This window comes from Bradyrhizobium sp. IC4059 (assembly GCF_020193615.1).
GTDB lineage: Bacteria > Pseudomonadota > Alphaproteobacteria > Rhizobiales > Xanthobacteraceae > Bradyrhizobium > Bradyrhizobium yuanmingense.
Window position 1 is genome coordinate 1 of sequence record NZ_JADYVH010000003.1, and the last position, 19564, is coordinate 19564.

At 59.6% G+C, this 19564-nt stretch carries 5 protein-coding genes and 7 pseudogenes; 8 read left to right on the plus strand and 4 right to left on the minus strand.

Translation table 11 applies throughout. From position 1 onward, the window contains the following. Positions 1–1216: 1216 nt before the first annotated feature. On the minus strand, positions 1217–2275 hold the full coding sequence (locus tag I6F12_RS10545; RefSeq protein WP_225156148.1) for a phosphotransferase family protein: 1059 nt from the start codon (positions 2273–2275) through the stop codon (positions 1217–1219). A 48-nt stretch (positions 2276–2323) separates the two neighbouring features. After that, the gene (locus I6F12_RS10550; RefSeq protein WP_225156149.1) at positions 2324–3559 is read right to left on the minus strand and encodes an acyl-CoA dehydrogenase family protein; all 1236 of its coding nucleotides are present in this window, start codon (positions 3557–3559) and stop codon (positions 2324–2326) included. 1984 nt (positions 3560–5543) lie between these two features. On the opposite strand from I6F12_RS10550, the gene I6F12_RS10555 reads away from it, so the two are divergent. The 3 genes and pseudogenes from I6F12_RS10555 to I6F12_RS10570 all read left to right on the plus strand — a co-directional run. After that, the gene (locus I6F12_RS10555; RefSeq protein WP_225156150.1) at positions 5544–6083 is read left to right on the plus strand and encodes a hypothetical protein; all 540 of its coding nucleotides are present in this window, start codon (positions 5544–5546) and stop codon (positions 6081–6083) included. Positions 6084–6351: 268 nt separating this feature from the next. Further along, complete coding sequence (locus tag I6F12_RS10560) at positions 6352–9669, plus strand: carboxyl transferase domain-containing protein (protein ID WP_225156151.1); 3318 nt, start codon at positions 6352–6354, stop codon at positions 9667–9669. A gap of 916 nt (positions 9670–10585) precedes the next feature. Continuing rightward, positions 10586–10997 (plus strand): annotated as a pseudogene (locus I6F12_RS10570) (IS5/IS1182 family transposase); the annotation flags it as partial. An 81-nt stretch (positions 10998–11078) separates the two neighbouring features. Here the strand turns inward: I6F12_RS10570 and I6F12_RS37465 are convergent. Then, positions 11079–12604 (minus strand): annotated as a pseudogene (locus tag I6F12_RS37465) (IS66 family transposase). Between the two features lie 770 nt (positions 12605–13374). Between I6F12_RS37465 and I6F12_RS10595 the strand changes: the two are divergent. Then, positions 13375–13702, plus strand: a pseudogene (locus I6F12_RS10595) (IS21 family transposase); the annotation flags it as partial. 38 nt (positions 13703–13740) lie between these two features. On the opposite strand, the pseudogene I6F12_RS10600 reads toward I6F12_RS10595, so the two are convergent. Continuing rightward, a pseudogene (locus tag I6F12_RS10600) lies at positions 13741–14463 on the minus strand (IS5 family transposase). Positions 14464–15076: 613 nt separating this feature from the next. Between I6F12_RS10600 and istB the strand changes: the two are divergent. The 4 genes and pseudogenes from istB to I6F12_RS10625 all read left to right on the plus strand — a co-directional run bounded on the left by istB (position 15077) and on the right by I6F12_RS10625 (position 19000). Further along, a pseudogene (gene istB, locus I6F12_RS10605) lies at positions 15077–15819 on the plus strand (IS21-like element helper ATPase IstB). 1636 nt (positions 15820–17455) lie between these two features. Next, positions 17456–17917 (plus strand): annotated as a pseudogene (locus tag I6F12_RS10615) (transposase); the annotation flags it as partial. Positions 17918–17951: 34 nt separating this feature from the next. Then, a pseudogene (locus I6F12_RS10620) lies at positions 17952–18504 on the plus strand (IS481 family transposase); the annotation flags it as partial. Between the two features lie 199 nt (positions 18505–18703). Next, positions 18704–19000 carry a hypothetical protein gene (locus I6F12_RS10625; protein WP_225156154.1) on the plus strand — a complete coding sequence of 99 codons (297 nt, stop codon included), beginning with the start codon at positions 18704–18706 and terminating at the stop codon, positions 18998–19000. Positions 19001–19564 lie beyond the last annotated feature (564 nt).

Genomic DNA, 19564 nt, shown 5'->3' on the forward strand with positions numbered 1-19564 from the left:
GCGGGATCTGGCGCTGCTATGCCGAGGGCTCCGCGCCAGCTCCCGTCGCTACCACCGCCCAACCGGGCAAATCCAACAACCGGAGCCAACTCAGGATTGGATAAAACTTGGGGGCAAGGTCAGCCCGTCCCTAAACTCGCATCCACTACTCTCTCGATCAATCCAACATTCCCCGTCCATGGACCGCAAACAGCCTTTTGTCGATCGATCCCTCAATGTCAGCCCCATAGAGCACTCCCCTCGCGAATCAGGTGCTCAGCAAGGAATCACAAATGATTCTTTCAATTCAAGATTTCGCCGATCAGCGGATCAGCTTGAATGGTCAAAGTTATGGGTAATTGAAAGCCGGTGAGGACCGCATAGCGGTCACCCAGGCTGCTTGAAGTGGGTAAATGCACCCCAGCGCTTGAGCATGTCGTCCATCGCCCTTGGCAACATCGTTGGGTCTGTGAGAGCTTGGCGCGTTGTTCACGCATCCAGACCTTCAGATCACAGCGACCAGCGGGACGCTGCGCTCTCACAGGCCTTGCCGCGACAATCTCCATGCGTCCGCTCGCTGGCGCCACTAAAGCTACTGAGGGGCGCCGGTGGTTCCTCCCACATCAACATTGCCAGCAATAAGGCTGGCTGAGGTTGTTCACTATTGCTCGTGCGCGGCCCAACGATCGTCGCCAAGTCAACAGGATCGAGCGCGAGATGCCGTATCGTCGCGCTGTGGATGAGAGCGCATGCGGGGCCTACAAACTCTCCGGGACGATCTTGAGCTTCTCATCATCGGTCCGGCGACGGCGACGGCCAGTCTCAACAACCTCGAACCGTTCAATCTGAGCACTGAACTTATTGCCGACCATAAGCGCTGTTACACAGCACGCGCCCTACCCGAGAAGGCGGCCCTCACCGGAAGGAGACCTCTTTGCGTCGGCCGGCATCATTCTCTTGTTGTAGAGCTCGAAGGGTCATGTATCCCGCATCTCGCGGTGACTACGCGTTCTGAGAAAGGGCGAGATTATGACCCTCGCACATCGCTGTTGCGCAACGTATGGTGTGCAATTCCACCTCGAATTGATACTGAGACAGGCGACGTCCTGCTCACAAAGTTCCTAAGGCGCAGAGACTTCCTGGTGTGGTGCCGATATAACGCAAGTAGCGACTCATCGAGATTGGAAATCTGGGCAACGGCCGCGCAGTTTATTGGGTTTATTTTGCTGCTCGCGCGCTACACTGCCCCCGCTCTCTGCGCATACTCCCAGGACGCCTGCGCGAGGGGGACGGTGCGCTTGGCGGCCTCGAGAGCTTTGGCATTGGCCGCGGTACCCTCGCGGATGCGGCCTGCAATACCCTGGGTGATGCCTGCGAGACGGAAGAGATTATATGAGAAGTACCAGTTCAAGTCTGGAAGCTCAGTGCCGGTACAATTGGAATAGATGTCCGCGGCCTCTTCCATCCTAGGGATGTTGAGTACATGAAAGTCGGCACCGCGCAGACCCGGCATGGTCCACTGCATCAACAGGTAGGTGAAATCGGCCGTGGGGTCGCCGAGCGTAGATAACTCCCAGTCGAGCACCGCAGTCACCCGCGGCTCCGTGGCATGGAAAATCATGTTGTCAAGGCGATAGTCACCATGCACGACAGAGATACGTTTTTGCTCGGGGAGCGTCCGCGGCAGCCACTCGATTAGCTTTTCGATTTCGGGAATATATTGCGTTTCCGAGGCCCGATATTGCCTAGTCCAGCGGTCGACCTGACGCGCGAAATAATTACCGGGCTTGCCGAAGCCCACGAGATCGAGATTTTCGGGATCGTACATGTGGAGCTTCGCTAACGTCTCGATCTTGCTCGTAAAGATCGCGGGTCTCACCTCCCGCGAAAGACTTGGCAGGGTGGGGTCCCAGAACACCCGCCCCTCTTCCATGGACATGATATAGAATGCTGCACCGATAACGTTGTCATCGGTACAAAGCGCGTGGGCATGCGCAACTGGATATCCCCGTTTGCCAAGAGCCGAGATGACGCGGAACTCCCGGTCAACCGAATGCGCCGAAGGCAACAGTTTGCCGAAGGGCTTGCGGCGCATCACGTAAGAGCCACCGGGCGTGTTCAACCGATATGTCGGGTTTGACTGTCCACCCTTGAATCGCAGCACGGTGAGAGGACCCGTATAGCCCTCCACGCGCTCGCGCATCCAGGCATCAAGGTTTGTCTCGTTGAAGCGATGCCTCTCCTCAATAGGCTTCGTGCCTGAAAACTCTTCATCCTCATTTAGATCTTTGGCCAAGAGGCGCTCCTTCAGCTCTTCTTTGGAGCGCCACGGCGCCCCGTTTTCTCAAATTACCGCAGAATCGGCGTATTTTCGCAGTTCAAGCCTGGCGATCGAGCGGCAGTGCACCTCATCGGGGCCATCCGCGAGACGCATCGTTCGAGCGGAGGCATAGTGGCGCGCAAGCCCAGCCTCGTCCGACACGCCGGCACCGCCGAAGGCTTGGATAGCCTGGTCGATGACCTTGAGCGCCATGCGAGGGGCCGCCACTTTGATCATGGCGATTTCGAGCTGAGCGGTCTTGTTACCGACCTTATCCATGATATCGGCTGCCTTCAGGCACAACAGCCGGGTCATTTCGATGTCAATGCGCGCCTCAGCAATGCGCTGCTCCCAAACCGAATGCTCGGCTACCCTCTTCCCGAAAGCGACGCGCGAATTGAGCCGGTGGACCATTTTCTCCATGGCCTCTTCGGCCCTGCCGATGGTGCGCATGCAATGGTGAATGCGGCCGGGACCGAGCCGACCTTGGGCGATCTCAAAACCTCTGCCTTCACCCAGCAACAGATTGCCTCTGGGAACCCGGACATTCTCAAGCAGCACTTGGCCGTGACCATGCGGCGCATCGTCATAGCCAAACACGGGCAGCATCCGCTCGATCGTGATGCCGGGCGCGTCCAGCGGAACCAGGATCTGTGACTGCTGTTTGTGGCGCGGCGCGTTCAAGTCGGTCTTGCCCATAAGAACGGCAATCTTGCAGCGAGGATCGCCAACGCCTGATGACCACCACTTGCGCCCGTTGATGATGTAATGATTCCCGTCCCGCTCGATCCGGGTCTCGATATTGGTCGCATCCGATGAGGCGACTGCAGGCTCCGTCATGAGGAACGCAGAGCGGATCTCACCATCGAGTAGGGGGCGCAGCCATTTGCGCTTCTGCTCCTGGGTACCGTATCGGATTAGGACCTCCATATTGCCTGTATCCGGCGCAGAGCAGTTGAAGACTTCTGAAGCCCAACCGATGCGCCCCATCTCTTCCGCAAGCAGTGCATATTCCAGGTTGGTCAATCCCGCGCCCCGAAATTCATCGTCCTCATGCGCAGATGGCGGCAGAAACAAGTTCCAGAGCCCTTCGGCACGCGCCTTCTTCTTCAGCTCCTCTACTACAGGGATGATCTTCCACCTATCACCCTCGACATCTTGTTGATGGTAGACGGGAACGGCTGGCCGAACATGTTTGGTCATGAACGACCGCACACGATCCAGCCACTCCGTTTGCTTCGCCGACATTGTAAAGTCCATGTAACTCTCCTTCTCTTCTACCTTGCTTTAAGAACAACGATCATGAATGCTCGCATCTCCATTGCCCCCCGTCTCACTCGTCACGTCCTGATGGGGCACAGCCGCAAAGAACAGTGCCTTTTAATTCTCTTTTACGGCCACTTTTTCGCATCACTCTTTCAACGCGCTCTTGTGTTTATGGACAGTAGATCGATTCACGTCAGACGTGGCCTTGCCTGGGCTCGTCGCCTCCTGAAAGGACTTCACCAGCACATTTTCATCTCACGAATGCCTGCCCCTGATATAGGCTTATGGCGGTGGATCAACGAGAGGCTTTTTGCGGGGTTGGATAGCGGGCATAAACTCGACTGTGTCGACCGAGGAGTTTGCGGCTACCTTGGCGGGAACGGCTATTGACCTCAACATTTTACGAGCTTGTCTTCCATAAATGTGAAGATGCAATCTTAGGAAGTCACGAAGCTTTCGATTGCACCCGAGGGGCTCTGGATGATCTATGGTATGGTCAACTCTAAATCAGCTGACCTCGCTATACAGTCGGCTTTCAGTTTGATCGCCTCCGATACGCTGATGACGCCGCGCCCGCCGGCGACCACAAGCACTGGGCATCTCAATTTCGCAATAGGTGCTAGCGACGGGGCGGAAGCTATTTCTTCGTCTAATCCATCTGCAGCTCGCATCATCCATCCGACAGGCCACACACCGCGACCCGCCGCAGCAATGCGCCGATCAGAAGCAGCGAATTCCGTCGCGATAGCAGCCGACAAACCTTCTCCATAAGTGCCAGTGCGCGTAGCATCAACCTCGGGCCGAGCTGACAAATGTCCAAACAGCAAGACGACAAGAATTCCGATTGGCCGCGAAAAATTTGAAGACGTTTGAATGAGAGACAACGAGAACCGACAGACCCCGACTAACCGCTACAGGCGGGAGCCTTGCCAGAATCGTTTCTCCTGTTTCGTCTTCCTTGCCGATGCAAATGATTGCCGGGGTGCATACACCGAGTCCGCCGCCGGCAAGTAGTAGGCGGGAAGTTCGATGGGGTCGCAGCACAAGCGAATGGGGCATATTTTAGTGCATTAACGGCCTTTGAAGTTGCCAGGCGACTCATTGATGATGGTAACCCACAAAGTGCGGAAATCTCGGCGAGACTCACGTCTAGCATTCTTCATCGAAGGTTCCATTTTAGTTTGATGCTCAGCCCACTGCGCAGGTGGTAGAGGTCTCAGACACTCATCCATCTGGTCACCCAAGACCGTCGACTCATGGATTCGCAGAGTTCGACAGGCAAAATGGCCAAAAACATCGCGGTGTCTCGCCGCGCGGAAGCAAGATCGTCCATGGCGTGAGAACATGCGGCGCGCTCCATGCACTTGCCCCCTTAGTGTTGATCCGTCCTCCCGCTCAGGATTCGAAAGTTGAACCAGCGACTCGCGCGCAGATCGCCCAGTGCCCTTGAGTCCTTCGGCAAAACATCGATTTCGGCTTAGGCTTGTCTCTTCGCTCCGATTCTTATCCGCTCAGAAAGTCGAAGTTCCCTAATATCGCAGCCGACAGGGCCGAAATTCTGCGTGTCGTTACCTGAACGCGAAACTTTTCGACGAGGCTAAGGGCTGTTGGTCGCGCAATTGGCGGAGTAACGGCGTCCAATCTTTTTGTTTGGGGGGCGACGGCGCGGCGCCCAGATCGGCTCAAGGTTGCAGAATGTTGTGCATAACGACGGTCACGGTCGAACCCTGCTAAACTGATATCAGGTCGCTGAAAAAAGCTGCCCCTTGATAACAAGTCGCAGAATTTCGGTTTAGGACGGCGGATTTTAAGGCAAACGCGGCTCTCAACATTGGCTATCCTTCGATTTATGATTTCAAAAATACCACACTCCCTGAGAGTGTTGAATCCCCCGACGTTGCGCCCCGGCCCGATGCTGAACTCGGCAACCTGTAGCTTCGCGTCATCTTGGAGACGGTCCCAGAAGCTTGGGGACAGAATGTTGTCTTCGGCGATCCGGCCGTTGAACGTACCTGCATTGCAGCCGCCCGACGGTTGGTCGGCGCGAAGCGCCGTGGCGTTCAGCTCAACCCGCTGGTTTTCTATTCGTCATCAAGCGGTGGCCTCGTTCGTGAATGCCCCCGTGATGATATCGAGCGTGCTGCTGTTACCAGCGCTGCTTCGCCAACTCCCGCGGGATGCTAAAATCCCAGTTCTAACCTATGACTCGACGTATTGTGCTGAAGATCTGTTCAGGACTGGTGATCCCGCCGAGCGAACAAGAGTCGTAATCGGCAGTGCCGAAGGTGGCAAGCTTTGGTATAGCGAGCCGACACTGATCGACGTCGCGACGTTCGAGACGGATGTTGTTGCGTGCGTCTACGTGCTGCGATCCGTCGATCGCGGCTATCGTCTTCAAGTTCGTGGTGCTTCCACCGATTATACGACATCACAGACCGGTGCCGGCTCACCATCGCCTCTGTGGCCTGAGCGTGTCACCACATATCGCGAAAATGCTGCCGTGATTGCTAAGAAATGAACAGCGATCGACACCCGGGGCGATGCCGCCGCCGACCTCGGCATTGAACGTGGCTGCACCGCGCCTTGGTTTTGTTTCATACGTTCTCAGCCAGGCGCTGAAAGTCAAGCTACGCGTGCGCACGAGATCGTGGATCGGGCTACCGCCGCGATGACGGTCACCTGCCAAATTTAAGCTCGCCCTGCGCTATTCGACGGGAGTGGCCGTCGGGAAGGTTCGCAAGGTCTGTTTTCCGTGCCTGCACCGTCAAAAGAATGAGGAGAGCGAATTGAAGAAGCTGTTGATCGCGAACCGGGGAGAGATTGCTTTGCGTGTACAGCGCGCCGCACGCGACCTCGGTGTTGCCACGGTGGCCGTCTACTCTCAGGATGACGTCTGCTCACGGCACCGGATGCTGGCCGACGTGGCGCAGGCCCTGCCTGGCGCGGGCCCGTCTGCGTACATGGACATCGCGGGAATCATCGCGGCAGCGAAGGAGACTGGATGCGACGCCGTCCATCCGGGGTACGGCTTTTTGAGCGAGCGGACAGACTTTGCCCAGGCTTGCCGCGATGCGGGTATCAAGTTCGTCGGCCCCACGGTGCAGCAGCTGGCGCTGTTCGGTAACAAGGGTCATGCATTGCAGTTCGCGGCAAAGTGCGGGGTGGCAGTGATGCCAGCCACGCCAGGCGAAGCCTCGCTTGAGCAAATTACAGCGTTCTTCGACGCCCAGGGCGGCTCCGGCATCGTCATCAAGGCCTCGGGCGGGGGCGGCGGTCGCGGCATGCGCATTGTGCGCCGCCGAGAAGACATCGCCGAGGCATATGCGCGTTGTCGGTCGGAGGCGAGGGCTGCCTTCGGCGTCGACGCATTGTACGCCGAACGCCTTGTCAGTCGGGCGCGCCATATTGAAGTGCAGATCGCCGGCGACGGTACCCACGTCGTCACCCTCGGCGAACGGGATTGCACTCTGCAGCGCCGGTTTCAGAAACTGGTGGAGATCGCTCCGAGCCCCGTGTTGAAACCCGAACTTCGCGAGCGAATCACCGCTGCAGCTTGCGGCATTGCATGCCGGGTTGGCTATCTGAACCTGGGCACCTTCGAGTTCCTGGTCGAAGAAACCGAGGGTGGCGCGCATCACGGGTTCGTCTTTATCGAGGCCAATCCGCGGTTGCAGGTGGAGCACACCGTGACCGAGCAGGTCACAGGCGTGGACCTGGTAGCGCTGCAGATTGGGCTGGCAGCGGGCCGGAGTCTAGGCGAGCTGGGCATTGACCCGAGTTCGCCTCCCCAACCCAGGGGATACTCCATTCAGGTACGCATCAATGCGGAGCTGATGGATGCCACGGGTGCCGCGCGCCCGGCGCACGGACGCCTGGAACGGTTCGACCCGCCTTCGGGTCCTGACGTTCGAGTCGACTCGCACGGCTACACCGGCTATGAGCCGGCGCCTAGCTTTGATACGCTTCTCGCGAAACTGATTGTCACGAGTGCGTCCCCCCGGTTCGGTGACGCCGTACGCCGTCTGCAGCGGAGCTTACTAGAATTCCGCATTGTCGGCGTGCCGACCAACCTGGACCTGCTGCGCGCTCTCGCGCAGCGTGCGGACTTTCTCTCGCAGAACGTACACACGCGCCACTTTGAAGCGATTGTTCGGGAGCTAACCGAATCTGCAGCGGAAATCGGGGAAGCCGAGCGCGCGCGAGAAACGCTCCTTGAGGGTACGAGCGTCCGCTTCACCACAGCAGCGCCGCCTTCCGCCGACATTGACGAAACCGTCGGCTACGGAGCTGCGGCAGTTCGCGCTCCGCTGAGTGGGCAAGTGGTCGAGATCACTGTCCAGTTGGATGATCTAATTCAGCCAGGGCAAACGGTTGCGGTCCTTGAGGCCATGAAGATGGAGCACACGATTGCTGCCCAATGTGGCGGTCGGGTGATCGATCTGCGGCTGCAGGCCGGAGCTCAGGCGTTCGAAGGCCAGGTACTCCTGGTACTGGAGCCCCTCGAGACTGATAGGGTTTCCGGGCATTCAACGCACGGCACCGACCCACATGTGATTCGGGGGGATCTGCAGCGGGTGCTAGATCGACATACTGTTCTTTATGACGAAGCCCGTCCCGACGCCGTGGCCAAGCGGCGTTCGCGCGGGCAGCGCACGGCGCGTGAAAACGTCGCCGACTTGTGCGATCCGGACAGCTTCGTGGAATATGGTGCGCTAGCGCTAGCAGCGCAGGCCACTCGCCGCACGCAGGCGGATCTGATCGCGCACACGCCGGCCGACGGGCTTATCACCGGGATCGGGAACGTCAACGAGGCCTTGGTTGGCAAAGCGCACGCGCGCACCGCCGTGATGGCCTACGACGCCACGGTGTTGGCGGGCACCCAAGGAAAGCGCAACCACCTCAAAACGGACCGCATCGTCGAGGTGGCAGCGCGCGACGAGCTGCCTCTTGTGCTGTTCGCGGAAGGTGGCGGCGGCCGCCCCGGAGATGTGGACATTCCTTCGGTCTCCGGCCTCTTCCAACCGTCGTTTGCTGCATTCGCTCATCTCAGCGGCAAGGTGCCGGTCGTAGGCATCGTCTCCGGCCGCTGCTTTGCCGGCAATGCCGCTTTCCTAGGATGCTGCGATGTCATTATCGCGGATCGGTCCGCCAACATCGGCATGGCCGGTCCCGCCATGATCGAAGGCGGCGGCCTCGGGGTCTTTCGCCCTGAGGATGTTGGTCCAGCCTCCGTACAATACGCAAACGGCGTCGTCGACGTTCTCGTGGAGAACGAAGCACAGGCCACGCAAGTTGCCAAACATTACTTGTCCATGTTCCAGGGCTGCATCGAGCACTGGATCGCGCCCGATCCGATCCACTTGCGTCACGTCGTGCCGGAAAGCCGCTTACGCGTGTACGACACCCGCAAGGCGATCCAGGGCATCGCGGATACGGGCAGCGTGCTAATGCTGCGGAGCGGATTCGGTCTTGGGGTCCATACGGCGCTCGCTCGCGTGGAAGGACAGCCCGTGGGCATCATGGCCAACAACCCGCATCACCTCGGGGGCGCGATCGACCCGGATGCCGCGGACAAGGCCGCGCGTTTCATGCAGCTGTGCGACGCACACGGGCTTCCGATCGTGTCCCTGATTGATACGCCGGGCTTCATGGTCGGCCCCGAAGTGGAGGCTCGCGCGCAGGTGAGGCACGTCTCGCGCATGTTCCTCGCTGCCGCCAAACTGCGCGTCGCCTTGCTGGCAGTTATACTGCGCAAAGGCTATGGCCTGGGCGCCATGGCAATGGCAGGTGGGGGCTTCCGGTCAGCGAACCTCACCATCTCCTGGCCGACCGGCGAGTTCGGGCCGATGGGACTGGAAGGCGCCATTCGGCTGGGCTTCAAAAAAGAGCTGGAGGCAGTTGCCAATGGGCCGGAGCGCAAGGCACTGTTTGATCGACTCGTGGCGCAAGCCTACGAACGTGGACACGCGATAAGCACAGCCGCGGCCGTCGAAATCGATGCGGTCATTGACCCCGCTGAAACGCGCAGGTGGATTGTACAAGGGATCGCGTCGGCGGCCTTGCGAGGTAGCCGCGCACGCCGCTCGTTCATAGACGCCTGGTGACATGAGCCGGTGGCATGCAAGACGCCACGATCCGCCCATTGTTATCGACCATCAGGCTCGCACACGTGACGATGAGCGTGGCGCGCAACGATTTGCTTGGGATCGATGGTCGGGCCGAACGGACGATATTTACGATTGGCTAAATCGACGGGCGAGTACCAACACGAGCAATGAAGCGTCTGCCAACAGCGGTCTGATGGTGATCGCGTCCATTTTTTGAGGCCACACAAGTGGAACTTGATAAACTTGATGGCAAGCGCCAAGAGCAGGAGTCCCACGCGCGAGGATCGTCTCCTGAGGGTCGAGTCGCACTAGGAGCAGCGGGAGGACTTGGGAAGGCCATCGCGACCGAATTGCGTGAACGAGGGGCGGACGTGCATGGCGTGGACATCGTTAGCGAAGGTGTTTTTCACGCGGATCTCTCCACTGCGAGCGGGAATCGAGACGTGGTCGCCTATGTACTTGCAACCGCTCCTGACATTCTTGTCTTGAATCCCGGATGTCAGTTCATCGCAACACTCGATCAGTTTCCGGATGCCGAATGGAATTGTCTTCGATCTGTAATGCTGGATGGACCATTCTTCGCGCTAAAAGCGGCTTGGCCGGCTTTGACGAAATCTTCCGGTGCTTGCGTCGTGGTCACGGCATCACCCGTAAGCTACGGGGGGCGCGCTAGAAGGCTGCGTACTGTGCCTCGGTCTGGTCCGCGTTGAGGCGTTGGTGGGCGCTGCGCATGGTCTAACCGTCAACGCGATCGCGCCGGGCGGATGGAAACCGGGCAGATGCGTGGTCAGATGGAAGTTCAGGCCGCAAACCGAGACATGAGCGCCGGCGAGGTAATCGCCCTTTTCCGCGCGGAGCAAGCAGGCGATCGCTTCGTCGACGTGCATGAGATTGCGCCAACCGTTGGCTTTAAAGCCTATCGGTGGCGCACAAGACTGACGCCATCGGCCCCAAGGTCCTGGAGCGGGTGGTCGTCGATACCAAGGCGCAGCCCAAGGCCATCGCGCATCCGACTGATGCCCGTCTGATGCAATGGGGCACTCACCAAGCTCGTCGGGCTCGCCAAGCGAAGCCACGTGCCGCTGCGCCAGAGCTATCTGCTGGCCAAGCGCGCCGCTTCATGACCGGCCGCTATAGCCACGCCCAACAGTTCAAACGCGCGCGGCGCCAGCTCAAGTTCCTGCGGACAGGCTTGGTCGGATTATCCGCGACATCCGCCGCAAGATTGATGGCGATACGGTGCTCAAAGCTCGCTTCGGCCCGTTGCTCGGTTTAGCGCAGCAGGTGCGCAGCCACGACAGCATCAGCGCGGTCCGAAGGTCTATGATACGCCTACGATAAAGACCGCTAAAACTGACGCCTGCGCGCGGGCACGGCGCGAGCTATATGATGGCGTTGGGTGAAGGTCAGGGGGCTTTCTGATCGTCGAATTTGGCGGCTTGGCGCAGAAGCTTCCATTCCCTGGGCAGCAGTTCGTGCAGCCGCGATGCAGGCAGATCGGCGATGCGGGCGAGGACGTCAGCAAACCAGGCCTTTGGATCGACGTCACTGAGACGACACGTCGTGATCGTCGTCAGCAAAATGGCGGCACGGTCGGCACCACGCTGGCTGCCCGCGAAGGTCCAGTCGCGCCGTCCCAAGGCGATGCCTCTCAAAGCGCGTGCGCCGTAATTATTGCTCAAGCAGATCCTTCCGTCGTCAAGGAAGCAGGCGAAGCCCTCCCAGCGCCTGAGCATGTAGTTGATCGGCTTCAGGACCTCGGACGAGCGCGAGAGGGTTTTGCGCTCACGCAGCAGCCAGTCGAGTGCGTCGTCGAGAAGCGGCTTGCGCTGTCCATGGCGCACGGCGCGCCGCTCGTCGGCGCTCGATCTCGAACAGGGCATCCAGCCGCCTGACCGCCTCCAATGCGATCGGGGATACCGGTTTGCCCTTCTTGCCTTGCCGAGCATTTTCTCGATGTCAGCCAGCGTCGAAGAAGCCTCGCCGTGCATGTGCAAAGCAATACGCCGGCGTAATTGGTCGTGTCCTCTTCTGCGGATCGAACAATGGCTCGATACGGTTGTAGCAATCGGCTTGCAGGATGCCGGCGCAGATGCTTCTTGGGATGCGCCTCCTCGGTCGATCGACGTGTAATAGACCGCGTCGTAGGCCCGACGAAACGGCCGGTCATCCCGCACATACGTCCAGATCTGCCCTGTCGTGCACTTGCCCTTCGGCAGGATACGGATGGTGGTGTCGTCGCCATGAAGTCGCTCGGCGACGAGCACATGGCATTCGATCAAGTGGAAGAGCGGCATGACGGCAAAGGTCCCGTGGTCGATCTGGTCGGCCAGCGTCGCTAGCGGCAAATCGATCCTTTCGGTCTTAAAGCGCACGCTCTGGCGGTTGAGCGGGATAAGCATGCCGAAGTTGTCGAACAGGATCGTCGCCAACAATTGTGGGCCGATGAAGGCGCGCGGCGTGGCATGGAACGGCGCCAAGCGGCTGGCTGATCTGCTCGCAATCGCGGCAGGTGAACTTTTCGCGTACGGTCTCGATGTCCTTGAAGCGGCGCGGGATCTCCTCCAGCGTCTTGGTCACGTCCTCGCCGACCTTCGCCAGCCGCGATCCAATCGCAGCAAGCGCAGATCGTTGGAGCTTCAACGACAACGCGCTCGTGTGCGCACCGGCTGCTTACGCGTGAACGGACGTACGTTCTGCGTCTTCGCTGCCGCCTGTGCGGCAAGCTCATCCTCACTCGCTGTGGTGACGAGTTCCTCGAGCTCCAACTCCAACTGCTCGAGCAGCCGTGCCGAGCGCTCGGATCGCCGCCCGTGCAGTTCGCGTTTGAACTTCTCAATTCGCAGCTCAAGATGCGCGATCAGCGCCTCGCCTGCAGCGCCGCCAGAGCGCTGACAAGGTCCGATGGAAGATCGTCCGGCTTCGATATCATGAAGCCATTGAATCAGATCAAGCCGCAGATTTAAACTAAAAACGGCTATCCGACCCGTGTCGGACTCTGTGCTTCTTGCGGGTTGCGCCAATCCATTCCGGACAAGAGGCAGCTCATCTGAGCCGGCGCGATCGTCACAGCTTCGCGCGCAACCCGATGGCCAGATGAACCTTCCTCGATCGAGTCTTTTGGTGAACAGGCATGCGTGTAGCCTGTCGCAAGCCACACTCGCGCGCCCGTCGGAACCGGGATCACCGGCCTACCAAAGCATCGAGTACGCGACAGAGCGCGTCGCCATCAACGTCGTCATCGACCCGGATGCGGTGCCCGCTAACAAGATCTATCTCGATGATGCCCAGGCTCTTCCGGCGACGCGCCGTCGTCGGCGTCAATGGCGCTTCGGCAACCTCCCGCACAGATACAGACGACCCAATTGCGGCCGGCACGAACGGCGCCATATTCACTGCACCGTGCTTGCAAACTCTTTGCGCCAACCTGAACCGGCCACGCGAGCCACCTCGGAAGCACTGGCGCCGGGCTCGAGCGATGATGCAAAAGCTGTTCCTTCTCGCCTGCGACCACCGGCGCCGCCGCTCGACCGATGTGATTACCTCCGCCCTCGAATCGTCATAGCGCTTCTCCTAGGATTACCCCTAGGACCAGCAGCCATCGCGTTTGTCAAACAAGGCGGCCTTCAATGGAGCGATACCCTGCTCCTGCCGTGGCTCGCAGATCAGGTCGCACAGCGGGCGGAGGCCGGCGCGGTTAGCGACAATCTCAAGGCGGGCATCACCCGGGCGTGCTTTCACGAGCCGATGCTCAACCGGACTCATGCCGATCTTGCCCGCCAGTACCGCACCGCTATTGTTCCATCACGGCCGTACCGTCCACGCGACCAAGGTCGAGGTGGGCGTCCAAATCGTTGGGCGATGGATTCTGGCGCGCTTGCGCAACCGCCGTTTCTTCTCGCTCGCTGCCCTCAACGAGGCGAACCACGCACTGCTCGTCGATCTCAACAATCGACCGTTGCGAAGCTGGGGACGAAGTCGGCGCGAGCTATTCGAGGAGCTCGACCGACCGGCACTGACCCCATTGCCCGACGAACCCTACTAGAGTGTGGACTCAATTGATCGAAGTCAAATTCGCACGGAAGCGAGTTGAACGAAAGCGAAGAACGTCGCGCCGAGCTTGTCGTAGCGGGTGGCGATGCGTCGAAACCGCTTCACTTTGTTGAAGAAGCGCTCAACGTGGTTGCGCTCGCGATGATGGCCTTCTTCCACAGGAGCCTCTTCTTCCGGTTGGATTTGTTGGGAATGTTGGGGATCGCACCTTGATCGCGGATGTGGGCACGAACACGATCGGCGTCGTAGCCTTTGTCGGCGATGACGACGGCGCGCGCATCGAGTCCGTCGAGCAGGGCCTCGGCGCACGCCACGTCGTGGGCCTCGCCGGGGGTGATCACGAGGCGGACCGGCCGGTCTTTCGCGTCGACGCGCGCGTGGATATTGGTGGTGAGGCCGCCTCGGCTTCGGCCCACACAACGATCTCCACTCTTTTTTCACCCCGAAGCATGCTGATGGACCCGCACGACCGAACTGGCGATCATCTGCACCTTGCCATCGTGTGCCTTGACGACCGCATCCATCAGCCGGGTCCCAGATGCCGGCTTTGCGCCAGCGGTTGAAGCGATTGTAAGCGATCGTATAAGGCCCGGATCGCTTGGGCAGATCTCGCCACGGCGCTCCCGCGCGCAGGACACAGAAAATGCCGTTGAGAACGCGGCGGTTGTTGCCTGGCTTGTCACCTCGACGGTCCTTCGGGGTCGTAGCGCATGATACCAGCCCCGATGTTCGGTACATGGTCCGCCCTGATCCGCTAGACGAATTTGAGTACACGACATAGTACGCTGAGTGGAAGCGCTGTCGGGTCAACCTTCGATTATCATGTCGCTATTGCAAAAATTATTGCAGCGTGCCTCACAACCTCGTGCATAAAGAGGTTGAGGCACGGATCACCCGAAAGACCGTCGAGATTTTCTTGCGCGGCAAGCGCGTCGCCTCGCATCTGCGCAGCACGCAGCCGCATCGTCCGACCACTGCTCGCGAGCATATGCCAAGCTCGCATCGCCGCTACCGCGACTGGGCCCATGAGCGTATCCGCTCCGAGGCCGCTAAGGTAGGGGCCCGACGCCGAGACCCTGATTGAGGTCATCCTGCGCTCGCGGCCGCATCCGGAACAGGGCTTCCGCTCGGCCATCGGCATTCTTGGACTGGTAAAGAGCTATGGGGAGGAACGTGTCGACGCCACCTGCGCCCGCTCGATGCTGCTCAATGCCCGTTCCTACAAGTCGGTAGCCGCCATCCTCAAGTACGCCACCGATAAAACCGCGCCTCCCGGCCCAGGAGGCGGCGCCCATTCTCCTCCACGCCAACATCCGCGGCCGCAACTACTACAAATGATCAGGAGATCATCGTGCTCATCCAACCGACCGTCGAACGCCTGCGCGCACTCGGCCTCACCACCATGGCAGACACCCTCATCGAACTGCAGGACAATCCCGAGGCCGCCGATATGCCGCACCCCGATTGGCTCGGCCTCCTCGTCGATCGCGAGGTCACGTCCTGCGACAACCGCCGCCTTCGTACGGCGCTTGAGCATTGCCAAGCTCCGGCAGGCCGCCACCATCGAGAATATCGATGATCGCACCGCTCGTGGTCTCGACCGTTCCCTCTTTAAGACCCTCGCCACCTGCCAACGGACCCGCGAGCACAACCATCCTGTCATCGTCGGTCCGACCGGCACCGGGAAGTCCTGGCTGGCTTGCGCGCTTGGCAACAGAGGCTCTCGCGATGGCTTCTCCATCCTCTACAAGCCCGTCCCCCGCCTGTTCGCCGATCTCGACCAGGCGCGTGGCGAAGGCCCTCTCGCACGCCTGATCGCGGCGCTGGAGCGCGTCAATTTACTCATCCTTGACGACTGGGGACTCGAACCGCTCACTGCCGACTAGCGCCGTGACCTGCTCGAGATCGTCGATGATCGCTATGACAAGGGATCATTGTTGATCACAAGCCAGGTCCCCGTGTCGCAATGGCATGACGTGATTGCCGATTTACGCTCGGAGACGCCATATTGACCGCATCATTCACAATGCCCACCGCGTCGAGCTCAAGAGCGACAGCCTGCGTCGTCGGGCCGACGACCGGACAACAGCGTGACCACCGCGCGCCCCGATCGCCCAACCAGCCCACACGCCCCTCCCGCGCGCGCCGCTGCGTCGCTCGTGGGGGCCACTCCGCGCCGCGCGCGGGGCCCTCCCAGGGCCGCTAAACCGATCTCCAGACCCTCCCGCCCGTCTTGACCAGGAAGACCATTTCCAGCACACATCAACACGTCAGTCGTGTTCGCCGCCGCAAGTGATGACCATCGTTTGGAAACGGTGATCACGATCGCCTGCAATCGCTGATCACCATCCCTGGAATACGCACGTAGGGGCTGGCGATGCACCGAAACTGCTTCGCTTATTGAAGAACGCTCAACGTGGTCGCGCTCGCGATAGATGGCCTTCTTCCACCGAACCTTCTTCTTCCGGTTGTTTTGCTGCCGATGTTGGGGAGCGCCCCTTGATCACTGGTCTGAGCGCGAACACGAGTGGCATTATAGCCATTGTCGGCAACGACGATGCGCGAATAGAGTCAGTCGAGCAAGGCGCCGGCGCACTTCACGTTGTGGGTCTCGCCGAGGGTGATCATGAGTCGGAGCGGGCGGTCTTCGCGTGGTAGATTATGGTGGTGAGGCCGCCTCCGCTTCAGCCCACGCAACGATTTCCACTCTTTCACCCCCGGAGACATGTTGATGGACCCGACGGTCAAACTGTCGATCATCTGCGGCGTTGCCATCTTGTGCCTTGACGACCGCATCGATAAGCCGCTCCCAGATGCCGGCTTTGCTCCTGCGGTTGAAGGGATTGTACGCGGTCGTATACGGCCCGAATGGCTCGGGCAGATCGTGCCACGGCGCGCCCGGACGCAACACCCAGATGGTGTTGAGAACGCAGCGGCAGCTGCCTGGCTTGCGACCTCAACGGTCCTTCGGGAGAAGGGGTTCCATAACACTCCATTCGAAATCCGTCAGGTTCGTAGGGCATGATCCCAGCCCTGGTGTCGGTAGCTTGAATCATGATCCGCAGTACAAATGAAACAACCGTCCACCACAACTCTCGCGATTGCTCCACGTGTATCGCACTGCCAAAGACGTCAAGCTTCCGACAGCTGCGATTTTCATGAGTACCGTCTGGATAACGGGGGCTTCCCGACAGAAAGGGCGGACACATCGGAATTTTCGCGCTCATTGCTCCCACTACATCCGGCGACGGTATTGGCCCGTAGGCGTCACGAGAGTAAGGTAATCGTTCTTGTAGGCCGCGTACTCATAAATTAACCGCGTCGATCGATGTCCGCTCATTCCTCGATTGTATTGCTAAACTCCGGTTGGGCGACTCGCAAACCATGATTCCGTTGGTTTGGGGCGGCATCTGCGGGAGCAGCGATGATTGGGCAGCAGGAGAGCGGCCGGGCCCAGTTCATTTACTCGTTAGATCTCGACAAGGTGGCGGCGGCTGTTCACCTGATACGGCAACTTGACGGCAACTGATCTCTTCTAGCATTACAGTTGCATTCTCTTCGAGGGTTCTGAATCCATGAGTTGCTTGGCATCTCGCAACGATGAAGCCCACAGCGCCAACGTATTCTCAACCGACGCACCACCAATCATCAGATCCCGAATCATGGTCACCCACCGGGCGGAAGCGGCCGGCGATCCAGACCCGCGGCGCCAGCAGGCGATGGCGGTCGGATGCCGACGCACGATGACGACGCGGTCCTGGTCATCGATGAGACCGGCTTTTTGCAACAGGGCAAGCCCTCGTGCGGGGTCGCACGCCAGTACACTGGCTCGGCGGGCAAGATCACCAATTGCCAGATCGGAGTGTTCGCCTCCTATGTGTCGCGGCGTGGCCATGCCTTCATCGACCGGGCGCTCTAACTTCCAAAGGAATGGACGGACGAATCCGCTCGCCTGAAGGCAGTGCATGTACCGACCGATGTGAGCTTTGCGACGAAGCCTAAGATCGCGCGTCGAATGATCGCTCGCGCGATCGCCGCAAAGGTGCCGTTCTCGTTCGTGGCGGCGGACAGCGTGTACGGCACCCGAGAGATCGAAACCCTGCTGCGCAAGCTGGGCAAGGGCTATGTTCTGGGTGTTGCTTCCAATCATGTGTTCCGTTCTTGGGCAAGCAGCAGCCTGTCGCCGGCACTGCCTCCGCGATCGCGCAGAGCCTTCCCAAGAAGGCCTGGCATCGCCTCTCGTCCGGCGAAGGGACCAAAGCTCCGCGTTGGCACGACTGGGCCTCAATCAGAAGACTGTCGCGAAGTGGAAGCAGCGCGAGACCGTCACCGATCGTTCGACTCGCCCCAAGGAGCCAAATCCACTGTCCTTTCCATCGCGGAGGAGGCGATCATCGTCGCTTTCCGGCGGCACACGCTGCTGCTCACTCGACGATTGCCTCTATGCACTGCAGCCTGCCATCCCGCATCTGACGTGGTCATCCCTGCATCGCTGCCTCCAGCGCCACGCCATCAGCCGATTGCCGGAGGTCGAAATGGCAAGCCCTCGAAGAAGAAGTTCAGGGCTTATCCGATTGGTCTATTTCCACATCCACATCGCCGAACTCCAGACCGCTGAAGGCAAGCTCTACCTCTACATCGCAATCGATCGGACCAGCAAGTTCGCGTTCGTGCAACTGGGCAGGAAGACGGGAAGGAACCTCGGCCGCGGCCTTCCTGGAAGCTCTTATTGCGGCGGTCCCCTACAAGATCCACACGATTCTCACCGACAATGGAATGGCGCTTTGGCCATAAGCACGTCTACGTCGCCTGCTCCCGTGCGCTACTGCTCAATACCCCTTCCTACAAGTCGAGTCGTCGCCATCCTCAAGAACGCCACCGACAAAGCCGGCTCCTTCCGCCCATCTACGCGATTAGCTTCGGCGCACAGGAGTGGAACGGTAACAAAATCTGCTAATCAATTCACGCTTACTTACTGATGGCGCATGTCGCCTCGCCTGAAAATATGTCGACGCAACCACTATCGCCGCCGCCTTCGCTGAACGAGGTGCAGAAGATGGTTTCTCGCGAAATGACGGTCGAGGATGGCGCGGTCGTCACTATCGGCACCATTCATGGCGGCGCGGGGACCAACATCATCTGCCTATCTGTCGACATGGAGTTGACAATCACGACGGCTAGCTCGCAGCGCAGGCGGCTGCTCTCCCGTGAGTACGTGAACTGGTCGAAGGCGTGGCTTCGATGCACCACGCCGAACGCATTAGGGGCGGTGTAGCAAAACCCGCCAAATCAACTTGGGCGCCCGTCGCCCAAATACAACCTTATCGCACTACCTGCATGAAGACAGCCTGATCGTCTTCGACCGTGACCGTGCGGATCGTGATATTAGTGTTCATGCGCCCCTTGACCAATCGCTCCGCCACAGACCTCTCGCATCACCCGCTCGATTGCTTCGATGTCATTCTTGACTACCTGACGACTGAAACTGACCCACGTCATAGAAATGCCGGATGAAATCCGGGCAGACGCTGAGCGGGAATTACAGGCCGCGACCGGTTCCAATGTCCTGTTCTGATCGTAGCAAGGAAACTGGCCCGCCCCCTGCAACGTGGGAAGAACAGGGTGATACTTAACGAAAAGTGGGCAAAGTGCTGACCATGGATCGCCTTCAAAAGCCTCTCTCTCGATTCCAAATCGCCTGCCCATTCGTGCCCCTGCGGGTACCAAGCGAGTTCCAGATCGGATAATAGTAGCATTTCAGAAAACCCTGCCTTTGCTGCGCAAATCGAGGAACTGACCAGACAGTGCCGTCGTCGACCTGAAGAAGAGGCGCTGGCAG

What these genes read in the sequence shown, in the direction of transcription:
- I6F12_RS10555 (WP_225156150.1), top strand. Translation starts at nt 5,544, where the DNA reads ATGTTGTCTTCGGCGATCCGGCCGTTGAACGTACCTGCATTGCAGCCG.
- I6F12_RS10625 (WP_225156154.1), top strand. Translation starts at nt 18,704, where the DNA reads ATGGCGCATGTCGCCTCGCCTGAAAATATGTCGACGCAACCACTATCG.
- I6F12_RS10550 (WP_225156149.1), bottom strand. Translation starts at nt 3,559, where the DNA reads ATGGACTTTACAATGTCGGCGAAGCAAACGGAGTGGCTGGATCGTGTG.